We start from the raw sequence: 11,956 nt of genomic DNA, 5'->3' as shown, positions 1-11,956 counted from the left end.
CCGGGGAACGTTCCCCACCCGGATACGGTGGACGCGTGACAGCGCGGGTGGCGGTCGTCGGAGCCGGGATGGCGGGTGCGGCCTGCGCGCGCGTCCTCGCCGACCGCGGGATCGACGTCACCGTCGTCGAGCGCGGCCGCGCGCCCGGCGGGCGCATGGCGGCGCCGGTGCTGCACGGCCGCCGGGTCGACCTCGGCGCCGCGTACCTCACCGCCAAGGACGACGGCTTCGCCGCGCTGGTCGCCGACTGGGTCGCCCGCGGTCTCGCCCGCGAGTGGACCGACACCTTCACCGTCCTCGGCGACGACGGCCGGTCGACGACGTCCGGACCCATGCGGTACGCGGCGCCCGACGGGCTGCGATCGCTGGTGCGCGACGTCCTGCCGGTCCCGGCCGAGCTCGGGACCGAGCTCGTCTCCGCGGCCGAGCTCGACCACGACGCGGTCGTCCTCGCGATGCCCGACCCGCAGGCCCGCCGCCTCGTCCCCGACGCCTCGGACTGGGTCGAGTTCGACCCGGTCGTGAGCGTCGCCGCCGGCTGGTCACGCCGCGAGTGGGAGCCGTTCGACGCCGCCTTCGTCAACGACCACCCCGCCGTATCGCTGATCGCCGACGACGGCGCGCGCCGCGGCGACGGGGCCGCCGTGCTGGTCGCGCACGCGGTGCCCGACCTGGCCCGCTGCCACCTCGACGCGCCCGACGCGGTGGTGCCGTTGCTGCTCGACGCGATGGGCAGCCTGCTGGGCGCGACCGCCGCCCCCGAGTGGACGCACGCCCAGCGGTGGACCTTCGCCAAACCCGTCGGCACGCACGGGGACGAACCGTTCGGGCTCACCGAGTACGCCGGCCGGCCGCTCGGGCTGTGCACCGACACCTGGTGCCCGCAGGGCGCGCCGCGGGTGGAGTCGGCATGGCTGTCCGGGCACCACCTCGGCCAGGCGCTGGCCGACCGGCTCGCCTGAGCGCACGGCCGGGCTCACCGCACGACGATCGTCACCGTCGCCGACGTCGTCGGGTGGTCGAGGCGGTCGGTGTCGACGGTCAGGTACTCGCCGTCGTCCTGCGTGCCGTCGGGCAGGGTCTTGGCGTGCAGCCGGAACGGCGGGGCGTCGTTCGCGAGCCCGTCGACGCCGAAGTCGTTGTCGTTGGCGACGACCAGGGTGCGGCCGCGATCGGTCGTCGCGACGCCCTCGACCTTGTCGTGGCCGAAGAAGCCACCGTTCGGGTCGAGGCCGGTGACGAGCGCGCCGAGGTCGACGTCGAGCGTCTTGGTCGCGACGGTCACCCCGGCGCCGGCGAGCAGCGAGCGCGCGGTCGCGGTGTCGCTCTTGCCCACGAGTCCCTCCACGGTCTGCGCGGACGCGCCGAGCAGCAGGCCGCCCTTCGTCGCCGTGTAGGTGGCACCCGGCACCCGCGCCGCGGGGCCGACGTCGGTCGCGCGGGAGACGTCGACCCGGTAGAGCTTCTTGGTCGCGCCCGGCTCGAGGTCGCCGTCGCGCTCGTCGACCAGGAACTCGTGGGCCGAGAGCGCCGTGATCTCGCTGGCGGCGGTGCCGGTGGAGTCGGGATCGTCGAGCAGGTAGAGGTACTCGTGGGTGCGCAGCGTGGTGAGGTCGACGGTCACGATGCGGATCGGCGCGACGTTCTTCGGGTTCTTGGTCAGGTCCGGCTGCTGCAGCGCCGACTGCATGATGCCGACGAGGGTGTTGCCGTCCGGCGTCACGGTCAGGCCCTCCATGCCGCGGTTGGGGACGCGGTTGGCGAGCTCGCGCGGCAGCGAATGGTCGAAGGGGGCGAGCCGACCGAGCTGCCGCCCGGTGCGGTCGAAGTGCGTGAGCAGCGGGCCGTACTCGTCGGAGACCCAGAATGTGCCGTCCCGCAGCGCGACGAGGCCCTCCGGGTCGTAGCCGGTGTCGCGACACGGCAGTGTCCGGCCCTGCAGGTCGAGGATCGTCTCGCCGGTGCTCGCCGCGCAGTTCACCTGTCCGTCGTAGGGGGTGTCGTCCCCTGCCCGCAGCGGGATGCGCTGCAGCAGCGTGGCCGTGCCGTGCGCGAGGCGGAACCGGCCGATGGCCGGGACGAAGTCCGGCAGCGCCTCGACCTTGCTGCCGTTCGGGCCGTCGACGTTGGGGCCACGGTCGGTGAGCCCGTAGAACTGGTCGCGGTAGCCGGGCACGGGGGTGAGCGCCGAGCCGTACGCGCCGCCGGTGATGCGGACGCCGTCGATCGTGGCCAGCGGCGGCAGGTCGGTGCGGTACAGGTGCACCGCGTCGGTGGTGGTGTAGCGGAAGGTGTCGGTGCCGGTGAAACCGGCCGCGGGGGCGTAGCGCAGCGAGCCGTCGGGCTGCAGCGCCAGCGTGCCGTGGGCGGGCGCGGTGTGGGCGACGACGGTGGTGAGGTCACCGCGGTCGTTGCGCAGCACGCCGGCTCCGCCCACCTGCAACGGCTGGCCGGCGCGGACGGTGAAGGTGTCGGCACGTGCCTGGGCCACGGCGTGGGCGGCCGCGTCGGGGCCGACCGCGGCCACCCCGGCGACGGCCGCCGCGGCCAGCGTGACGATCGCGACGACGGGACGGACTCGGGGCACGGCACGCTCCTGGGACGGGACGACGGACGTCCTCGACCCTGGGGCGCGCGGATGGCCCGACAGCCACGGCGGGGTGGCCACCCGGTGAACGCCGCGGTGACATCGACCGGCGGCCACCACCCGGGTCCGGGCCGGCGGTGCCGAACCCGGTCGGGCGGCGCGGCTACTTCAGCTTCTGGACGAAGTCCCACGTGGCGTCGGCCCCGGTGTCGCCGATGCGGTACAGCTGCCACACCGTCACGAGCGACACCGCGATCGCGACCACCGCCACCGCGACGCGCACGGCGACGGGCACCGCGGTGCGGGCCGTCGGACGCACCGCCGTCGCCGTCGCACCCGGGCCGCCCGGGCCGCCCGTGCCGTCGGCCTCGGGGCGGGTGGCCTCGGGGCGGGTGGCCGCGGCCCGGTCGTCGACCCGCCCGACCCACCACACCGCGGCGGAGACGACGAACAGCCCGATCGCGAACCACAGGAACGTGTCGCCGAGGTCGGCGTGCTTCTCGATCGCCGCGTTCGGCCCGTTCTCGGTGAGCCTGTCCTCGAGCCACTCGCCCGCGTTCGTGGTGACCGGGACGAGGGCCAGCACGACCAGACACGTCAGGGGCGAGATGACGCCGAGCTTGTGCCGGGCCGCCGGCCACACGGCCGACAGGATGGTGAACAGGGCGCCCAGCGGAGCGAGCACCACGATCGCGTGGATGAGCAGGACGTGGGCGGGCAGGCCGCCGATCTCGGTGGGCATATCTGGTTCAACGGTCAACGACCTGGGGCGGTTCAGTCGGCGGCTAGGGTCGGTGGGTGACCGACGCTCCCGGACCGTCCCCCGCCCGTGTGCATCGCGCCCTGGAGCCGCTGCACGCGCTCGTCTACTTCGCGCCGGAGGGCGGCGAGGAGTACCGGGCCGTCGGCCTCGACCGGACCCGCTACCACTACTTCGCGAGCCGCGCGGCGGCGATGGGCCCGGTGCCCGCCGACGTCGTCGTCGCGACCTTCTTCAACTTCAGCCCCGCCCTGGTGACGCGGGCGATCCCGCGGGCGTGGGAGCTCGCGTCCTGCGAGACGATCCTGGCCGCCCGCTACCGGGTGGTCGACCGGGCGCTGCGCCGCCTGCTCGGCGAGGACGTCGTGACCGGGGCGCCGCTGGCCGAGGCGGCCGAGCTCGCCCGCGCGGCGACGGTCGAGCTGCGCCCCGAGGCCCGTCCGCTCTACGCCGCGCACGCGTCGCTGCCCTGGCCCGACGCACCCCACCTCGTGTTCTGGCACGCGATCACGCTGCTGCGCGAGCACCGCGGCGACGGACACCTGGCGGCGCTGTTGGCCACCGGCCTGACCGGCCTCGAGGCGCTGGTCACCCACACCGCCACGGGACGCGGCTTCACCGAGCCGGCGGCGAAGCTCAGCCGGGGCTGGTCGGACGAGCAGTGGTCCGCCGCCGTCGCGGGGCTGCGCGAGCGCGGGCTGCTCGACGGCGACGGCGGGCCGACCGCGGCCGGCGCGGCCCTGCGGGCCGACCTGGAGGACGCCACCGACCGGATGGACACCGCCCCCTGGCTCGCGCTCGGCGCCGAGCGCACGGCGCGGCTGCACGAGCTCGGCCGCGACCTCAGCCGCCGCGCCGTCGCCGCCGGCGCCTTCCCCGACGGCGTCTTCGCCTCGCCCCGCGCCTGACCCGCGGCGGACCCGCCGGGTCAGTGGGTGAGGCCGGCGCGGACGTGCTCGAAGATCAGGTTGGTCTCGGTCAGCGCGACATCGGGGTTGGCGCTGAGGTTGACGACGACGAAGTCGCGCAGGTTCTCGCTGCTCGTCGCCGCGATGTGGACGTGGAAGTCGTCGGCCCCGCCGAGGAAGAAGACGTTGAGCACCTCGGGCAGCTCGGCGATGCGCGCCATGAACTCCGAGATGTGCCCACGCGCCGTCGACTGCAGCCGGACGGCGATCATCGCCTGGATGGGACGGCCGAGGGCGGCGGGGTCGACGTCGGCGTGGTAGCCGCGGATGACGCCGCGCTCGCGCAGCGCCCGCACCCGGCCCAGACAGGTGGACGGCGCGATGCCCACCCGGGCGGCGAGCGCGTTGTTGGGCAGCCGGGCGTCCGCGGCGAGCTCGCGCAGCAGGCGCAGGTCGACGTCGTCCACTTCGTCCCGAAGATTGTTCGAGCGGGCCGGCGGCCTCGACAGGCGGTTCGCGGCTTCCGACGACACGAGGGCAATCTACAGAATCTTGTTCACCCTGGTGGAGCATCGCACGCGTTTCCTTCATCCTGAGCCGAGATTCCGCTCCCCCGAGTCAGGAGAACGCGATGCTCGTCGGCGTCCCGCGCGAGGTCAAGAACAACGAGTTCCGGGTGGCCATCACGCCGGCCGGCGTGCACGAGCTCACCCGCAACGGCCACGAGGTCGTCATCGAGCACGAGGCCGGGGTGGGCTCCGCGATCCCCGACGACGCCTTCGTCGCCGCCGGTGCGCGGATCGTCCCCACCGCCGAGGACGTCTGGGGCAGCGCCGACCTGGTCCTCAAGGTCAAGGAGCCGATCGCCGAGGAGTACCCGCGCATGCAGCTGCGCGGCAAGGACCAGGTGCTGTTCACCTACCTGCACCTCGCCGCCGACAAGGCATGCACCGACGCGCTGCTGACCGCCGGGACGACGGGGATCGCGTACGAGACGGTGCAGCTGCCCGACGGGTCGCTGCCGCTGCTCGCGCCGATGTCCGAGGTCGCGGGCCGGCTCGCCCCGCAGGTCGGCTCGTACCACCTGATGCGCCAGGGCGGCGGCCGCGGCACGCTGATGGGCGGCGTCCCCGGCGTCTACGCCGCGAAGGTCGTGGTGATCGGGGCCGGCGTCTCCGGCCAGAACGCCGCCGCGATCGCACTCGGCATGCAGGCCGAGGTGCTGCTGCTCGACAAGAACGTGGCGCGGCTGCGGCAGATGGACGCCATCTACCAGGGGCACTGCCAGACGGTCGCGTCGAACGCCTACGAGGTCGAGAAGGCGGTGCTCGACGCCGACCTCGTCATCGGCGCGGTGCTCGTCCCCGGCGCCAAGGCGCCGACCATCGTCAGCAACGAGCTGGTGTCGCGGATGAAGCCCGGTTCGGTGCTCGTCGACATCTCCATCGACCAGGGCGGCTGCTTCGAGGCCTCGCGTCCCACCACGCACGCCGAGCCCACCTACCCCGTGCACGACTCGGTCTTCTACTGCGTCGCCAACATGCCCGGCGCCGTCCCCCACACCTCGACGTACGCGCTGACCAACGTCACGCTGCCCTACGCCGTCGAGCTCGCGAACCGCGGCTGGCGCGACGCACTGCGCAGCGACCGGCCGCTCGCGCTGGGTCTCAACACCCACGAGGGCCGGCTCACCAACGCGCCGGTAGCCGAGGCCCACGGGTACGACGCGGTCGAGGTCGCCGACGTCCTCGCGTGACGGCCGCGGCACGGCGCGCCGTCGCGCCGCCGGTCACCACTGTCCCGCGACCGACATCGTCGCGGATGGGTAGAGGTGAGGGATGACGAGCAACGAGACGCCCGACGCACCCGACGACGACCGCGGCACCGCGCGTCCGGAACACGACAGCACCGCCCCGGCCGTCGAGGACGAGCCCACGGCCGACGAGCCGGCCGCGGCCGGGGACCCGAACGCCTTCGGCGGCGACGACGAGATCCGCGCCGGCCAGATCGGGGTCGACCCCACACCCTGACGCCGTCCGCGCGCGGGGTCAGCGCTTGCGCGCCCTGCCCGTCAGCGCTTGCGCGCCCGGCTCGTCAGCGCTTGCGCGCCCTGCTCGGCTGCACGCGCATCGGCTCGCCCGGCATCTTCGGGTAGTTCGGCGGGTAGGGCGCGTCGCCGAGGCCGCGGTCGGTCTCGTCGCGCTCGGCCCACTCCAGCAACGGCTCGATCGACCACACCGCGTCGTCCATGCCGGCGTGCAGATCGCCGAGCTCGGCGAAGCGGGCCGGCATGGTCGCGATGGTGAAGTCGTCCAGCTCGACGTCGGGCAGCTCGTCCCACGTCACCGGCGCCGACACCCGGCCCACGGCCGAGCCCCGCACCGAGTACGCCGCGGCGATGGTGCGGTCGCGGGCGTTCTGGTTGTAGTCGAGGAAGACGGCGCCGTCGGGCCGCTCCTCCTTCCACCAGTTCGTGGTGACCTGCTCGGGGACGCGGCGCTCGACCTCGCGGGCGAACGCGAGCGCCGCGCGGCGTACCTCGCGGAAGCCGAAGCGCGGTTCGATGCGCACGTAGACGTGCACGCCCTTGGACCCGGACGTCTTGGGCCACCCGACCGCGCCCAGCTCGTCGAGCACCTCGTGCACCACCGCCCCGACGCGCTGGCAGTCGGTGAAGTCCGCCGCCGGGCCGGGATCGAGGTCGATGCGCCACTCGTCGGGCTTCTCGGTGTCGGCGCGCCGGGAGTGCCACGGGTGGAACTCCACGGTCGACATCTGCACCGCCCACACGACGTCGGCCGCCCTGGTCACGCACAGCTCGTCGGCCGTCCGCCCCGACGGGAAGGTGACCTCGACGGTCTCGACCCAGTCGGGAGCGCCCTTGGGCAACCGCTTCTGGTAGATCTTCTCGCCGTCGGTGCCCGTCGGGTAGCGGTGCAGCATGCACGGCCGCTCACGCAGCGCGCGCACGATGCCGTCGCTCACCGACAGGTAGTAGGAGACGAGGTCCAGCTTGGTCTCGCCGCGCGCGGCGAAGTAGACCCGGTCGGGGTTGGTGATGCGCACCGCGTGCGGCCCGACCTGGACCTCCTCCGCGGGCGTGGACGACGCCATGCCCCGCACGCTAACGCTTTTGGCGGCACAGCGCGGTATTAAGCGCTGTGCCGCCAAAAGCGGAGGGTCAGCCCTGTTCGCGCAACGCGCGCAGGCCCTCCTTGAGCGAGCCCATGGTGGCGAGGACGGCCGTGGGCTCGTACCCGCAGTGCGCCATGCAGTTGTTGCACCGCTCGTCGCGGCCGCGGCCGTAGGACTCCCAGTCGGTCGTCTCGACGAGCTCCTTGTAGGTCTTCACGTAGCCGTCCGACATCAGGTAGCAGGGCTTCTGCCACCCCAGCAGCGAATAGGACGGGATGCCCCACGCGGTGCAGCCGAAGTCGCGCTTGCCCTCGAGGAAGTCCAGGAACAGCGGCGAGTGGTTGAGCCGCCAGCGCTTGCGGTTGCCGTCGCCGAAGGCCTTCGCGAACAGCTCGCGCGTCTCGGTGACGCCGAGGAAGTGGTCCTGGTCGGGCGCCTTCTCGTACGCGTACGCCGGCGAGATCATCATGCTGTCGACCTCGACGTCGTCGTTGAGGAAGTTCAGCACGTCGATGATCGTCTGCGGCGTGTCGGTGTTGAAGAACGTCGAGTTGGTCGTGACGGTGAAGCCCTTGGCCTTGAGGAACCTGATGGCCTCGATCGCCTCGTCGAAGACCCCCTCCTTCGACACCGACTCGTCGTGCCGCTCGCGCAGGCCGTCGATGTGGATCGCGAACGACAGGTACTCCGACGGCTTGATGTCGAAGCGGTCCCACCGCTTGCGGACGAGCTCGGCGTTCGTGCACAGCACGACGTACTTCTTGCGCTTGACCAGCTCGTCGATCAGCTCGTCGATCTGCGGGTGCATGAGCGGCTCGCCGCCGGCGATCGAGACGACGGGCGCTCCGCACTCCTCGACGGCGGCGACCGCCTTCCCGACGGGCATGCGCTGGCGCAGGACGTCGTGCGGGTGCTGGATCTTGCCGCAGCCGTTGCACGCCAGGTTGCACGCGAACAGCGGTTCCAGCTCGACGACGAACGGGAACTTGTCGCGGCGTCTGAGGTAGCGCTGGTTGATCCCGTACCAACCGATGCGCAGGGCCTGCTTCAACGGAACCGGCATTAGCCGACAACTCCCTTCGGGAGGGTGAACGTGATGTCTTCCCGGGTATGCACCCGCTCGGTGACCTCGGCCGGGCCGAGGGCCTGCAGCGTTCCGACGACCTCGTCGACGAGGTGCGGTGGTGCGGACGCGCCCGCGGTGACGCCGACGCGACGGGCGCCGGTGAGCCACTCGGGTGCGAGTTCGGTGGCGTCGTCGACCAGGTGGGCGGCGGTGCCGGCGCGCTGCGCGACCTCGACCAGGCGCAGCGAGTTGGACGAGTTGCGCGACCCCACGACGATGACGACGTCGGCGTCGACCGCGACCTCGCGCACCGCCTGCTGCCGGTTGGTCGTCGCGTAGCAGATGTCGTCGGTCGCCGAGGACTCGACGGCCGGGAAGCGGCGGCGCAGGACGTCGACGGTATCGGCGGCCTCGTCGACGGCGAGCGTGGTCTGCATGAGGAACGAGACCTTGCCCGGGTCGGCGACGGCGACCTGCTCGGCCTCGGCCGGGGACTGCACCAGCGTGATGCGGCCGGGGACCTCCCCGAGCGTCCCCTCGGTCTCGTCGTGGCCGTCGTGCCCGATCAGCAGCACGGTGTCGCCACGGGCGGCGAAGCGGCGCGCCTCGGCGTGGACCTTGGCCACCAGCGGGCAGGTGGCGTCGATGACGAACAGGTCGCGCCGGGCGGCCTCGTCGCGGACGGCCGGGGCGACGCCGTGGGCGGAGAAGACGACGGTCGTGCCGTCGGGCACCTCGCCCAGCTCGTCGACGAAGACCGCGCCGCGGCGTTCGAGGTCGCGCACGACGTGGGCGTTGTGCACGATCTGGCGGCGCACGTACACCGGGTGCTGGTAGCGCTGCAGCGCGAGGTCGACGATGTCGATCGCGCGCTCGACGCCGGCGCAGAACGAACGCGGCTCGGCGAGCACCACGCTGCGCGGGCCGGCGAGCCGGGCCCAGGCGTCGAGCGCCGGGCCGAGGCGGCGCAGCGTGCGCAGGGCCCGCACCCCGTTGCCGACGGTCGCGGCGCGGAACACCGGGACCGTCGCGGTGTCGACGACGACGCGCACGACCGCGACCGGCACGCCGGGAGCGCGCTCGGCGAAGGCGCGCGCCAGCGGTGCGGACTCCATGTCGACGGCGAGCGCGCCGGTCGCGGCGAGCCGCTCGCGCTCGTCGGGTCCGCCGACGAGCGTGTCGGTGGTGAGGACCGGCCCGTAGCGGACGCGCAGGCCGAGGCGGCGGAGCTCCGCCACGAGCGGCGCGGCGGCCCGGAGCGCGACGCGCCCCGCGGTGCCGCGGACCTCGCTCGCCACCACGACGTCCCCGGGGCGCAGGGACGGGTCGAGCCCGCCGGCGACACCCGCGACGGCGACGGCCCCGGGGGGTGGGGCGTCGGGGCGCGCGGCGAGCCAGGCCGCCACCCGTGCCGGCCCCATGCCGCACCGCTCGAGGCGCGCGCCGGCCACCCGGCCGGCGAGCGCGGCGTACTCGCTGCGCAGCGCGGCCACGACCAGGAGCGGCCCGCGGGCCGCATCGACGGTGGGCTCGGCCGGGGTCACCAGTCGCGCACCTCCGCTCCCGCGGTCGCGGTGGCGCCCCCCGTGTCCTCGCCCAGGTAGCGGCCCAGGGCGCTGATCGGGAACACGAGGCGGTACATCTCGTAGCTGATGTAGAAGTCGCCCGGGAAGCCGGTGCCGGTGTAGGACTCCTCGTCCCAGCCGCCGTCGGGCCGCTGGTCGCCGACCAGCCAGGCGACGCCGGCGTCGACGACCGGTCCGGACTCGCCCGCGGCGAGCAGCGCGAGCAGCGCCCACGCCGTCTGCGAGGGAGTGGACTCGCCGCGCCCGCGCCACGCGTCGTCGACGTAGGAGCGCAGGTCCTCACCCCAGCCGCCGTCGGCGTTCTGGTGCGCGACCAGCCAGTCGACCGCGCGCCGCACGGCCGGGTCGGCGGTCGGCACCCCCGCCGCCACGAGGGCGGGCACGACGGCGCCGGTGCCGTAGACGTAGTTGTTGCCCCAGCGCCCGAACCAGGAGCCGTCGTCCTCCTGCGCGGCGAGCAGCCACCGCACGCCGCGGCGGGCCGCGAGACCGGCCGGGTCGTCGCAGCGGGCCAGCATCTCGACGGCGTGGGCGGTGACGTCGGCCGAGGGCGGGTCGATGACCGCCCCGAAGTCGCAGAATGGCAGCTTCTCGACCAGCCGACGGGTGTTGTCGGCGTCGAACGCGCCCCAGCCGCCGTCGCTGGACTGCATGCCCTTGACCCACGCGATGCCGCGTTCCACGGCGGCCTTCACCGCGGGGAGGTCGTCCTTGACGCGGTCCAGCGCCAGCACGACCTCGGCGGTGTCGTCGACGTCGGGGTAGCCGTCGTTGGCGAACTCGAAGGCCCAGCCGCCGGGGTCGACACCGGGCCGCCGCACCGCCCAGTCGCCGCGACGCTGGATCTCCTCGCCGAGGATCCACTCGACCGACTGCGCGAGCTCCGGGTCGTCGATCGTCGCCCCCGCGTCGAGCAGGGCGTTCGCGGCGAGGCAGGTGTCCCACACCGGCGACTGGCAGGCCTCGAGCCGCCGTTCGATGCCGTCGGCGGTCGCCTCGTGCACGAGGAAGGTGTCCAGCCCGGCGACCGCGGCCGAGAGCACCGGGTGGTCGAGGGAGTACCCGAGCAGGTGGAGCGCGAGGATCGAGTACACCCACGGCGGTTGGATGCCGCCCCACCCGCCGTCGTCCTCCTGGCGGGCGATGATCCACTCGGCCGCCTGCTTCATCGCGAAGCCGCGGCCGGGCTGGATCGGGGCCTTCTCGTAGAGCTTGAGGACGCGGTCGAGCAGCGTGAACCCGGTGCCGACGAGACCACCGCGCACCGGGTGCGGCGCACGGTCGCCGTGCAGCTCGCCCAACGTGAACGGCAGCGGCCGGACCGGCCGCAGCGTGGCGACCACGGTGATCGGCACGACCGTCTGGCGCGCCCAGCAGCCCCAGTCGTAGACGTTCAGCGGCGCCCAGGACGGCAGCAGCACGACCTCGGGCGGCATCGCGGGCAGGTCGTCCCACGACCACTCGCCGAACAGGGCCAGCCAGATGCGGGTGAAGACGCGGCTGGCCTCGATGCCCCCTTCGGCACGGACGAAGGCGGCGGCCCGCTGCATGTGGGGGGCGGCCGGCTCGTCGCCGGCGAGACGCAGGGCGGCGTAGGCCTCGATCGTGGTGGAGAGGTCACCGGGACCGCCGACGAACGTGGCCCACGTGCCGTCGGCACGCTGCTCGCGGCGGATCCAGCGCGCCGACTGCGCGAGCTCCTCGGGACGCAGGATGCCGAGGAAGCGGCGCAGCAGGAGGTCCTCGGCGTCCATCGTCACGTTGGTGCGCAGCTCCCCCTTCCACCACCCGGCCGGGGCCTGGCGTGACACCAAATGCGCGCGCGCCGCGCGCAGGGCCGCCGTCGCGTCGGACCGGATGTCGGTACCGCCGTGCGTCTCGCTCGCTGTCACCGCGGAGTGCTCCCCTCTGTCG

Annotated in this window: 11 protein-coding genes; 4 read left to right on the top strand and 7 right to left on the bottom strand. The window is 73.7% G+C overall.

Translation table 11 applies throughout. The features are described from left to right. Positions 1-35 precede the first annotated feature (35 nt). Positions 36-962 carry an NAD(P)/FAD-dependent oxidoreductase gene (locus tag BUE29_RS13285; RefSeq protein WP_234971435.1) on the top strand — a complete coding sequence of 309 codons (927 nt, stop codon included), beginning with the start codon at positions 36-38 and terminating at the stop codon, positions 960-962. Between the two features lie 14 nt (positions 963-976). Here BUE29_RS13285 and BUE29_RS13280 read toward each other — a convergent pair whose 3' ends face one another. Continuing rightward, positions 977-2,587, bottom strand: a complete 1,611-nt coding sequence (locus BUE29_RS13280; RefSeq protein WP_073390786.1) for an esterase-like activity of phytase family protein — start codon at positions 2,585-2,587, stop codon at positions 977-979. A 163-nt stretch (positions 2,588-2,750) separates the two neighbouring features. Further along, positions 2,751-3,329, bottom strand: a complete 579-nt coding sequence (locus tag BUE29_RS13275) for a DUF2231 domain-containing protein (RefSeq protein WP_073390785.1) — start codon at positions 3,327-3,329, stop codon at positions 2,751-2,753. 56 nt (positions 3,330-3,385) lie between these two features. Here BUE29_RS13275 and BUE29_RS13270 point away from each other — a divergent pair, with 56 nt between their 5' ends. Further along, on the top strand, positions 3,386-4,255 hold the full coding sequence (locus tag BUE29_RS13270; protein ID WP_143168168.1) for an SCO6745 family protein: 870 nt from the start codon (positions 3,386-3,388) through the stop codon (positions 4,253-4,255). Between the two features lie 20 nt (positions 4,256-4,275). Here the strand turns inward: BUE29_RS13270 and BUE29_RS13265 are convergent, their stop codons facing one another. After that, the gene (locus tag BUE29_RS13265; protein ID WP_407657330.1) at positions 4,276-4,764 is read right to left on the bottom strand and encodes an Lrp/AsnC family transcriptional regulator; all 489 of its coding nucleotides are present in this window, start codon (positions 4,762-4,764) and stop codon (positions 4,276-4,278) included. Positions 4,765-4,886: 122 nt separating this feature from the next. Here BUE29_RS13265 and ald point away from each other — a divergent pair, with 122 nt between their 5' ends. Beyond that, complete coding sequence (gene ald, locus BUE29_RS13260) at positions 4,887-6,011, top strand: alanine dehydrogenase (protein ID WP_073390782.1); 1,125 nt, start codon at positions 4,887-4,889, stop codon at positions 6,009-6,011. Between the two features lie 82 nt (positions 6,012-6,093). Then, entirely contained in the window at positions 6,094-6,285 is a 192-nt protein-coding gene (locus BUE29_RS13255) for a hypothetical protein (protein ID WP_073390781.1), read from the top strand. Between the two features lie 64 nt (positions 6,286-6,349). Here BUE29_RS13255 and ligD read toward each other — a convergent pair whose 3' ends face one another. The 4 genes from ligD to shc form a co-directional block, all read right to left on the bottom strand. Continuing rightward, positions 6,350-7,369 (bottom strand): non-homologous end-joining DNA ligase, encoded by a 1,020-nt coding sequence (gene ligD / locus BUE29_RS13250; protein WP_084181018.1) that lies wholly within the window; start codon positions 7,367-7,369, stop codon positions 6,350-6,352. A 67-nt stretch (positions 7,370-7,436) separates the two neighbouring features. Further along, entirely contained in the window at positions 7,437-8,453 is a 1,017-nt protein-coding gene (hpnH, locus tag BUE29_RS13245; RefSeq protein ID WP_073390780.1) for an adenosyl-hopene transferase HpnH, read from the bottom strand. Further along, complete coding sequence (gene ispH, locus BUE29_RS13240) at positions 8,453-10,000, bottom strand: 4-hydroxy-3-methylbut-2-enyl diphosphate reductase (RefSeq protein WP_073390779.1); 1,548 nt, start codon at positions 9,998-10,000, stop codon at positions 8,453-8,455. The genes hpnH and ispH overlap by 1 nt, the downstream gene beginning before the upstream one ends. Then, entirely contained in the window at positions 9,997-11,934 is a 1,938-nt protein-coding gene (shc, locus tag BUE29_RS13235; protein WP_234971434.1) for a squalene--hopene cyclase, read from the bottom strand. Before shc ends, ispH begins: the two co-directional genes overlap by 4 nt. Positions 11,935-11,956 lie beyond the last annotated feature (22 nt).

It is taken from the genome of Jatrophihabitans endophyticus (genome assembly GCF_900129455.1).
GTDB lineage: Bacteria > Actinomycetota > Actinomycetes > Mycobacteriales > Jatrophihabitantaceae > Jatrophihabitans > Jatrophihabitans endophyticus.
Note: the sequence above shows the minus strand (reverse complement) of the source record. Positions and strands in the feature narration are given on the sequence as shown.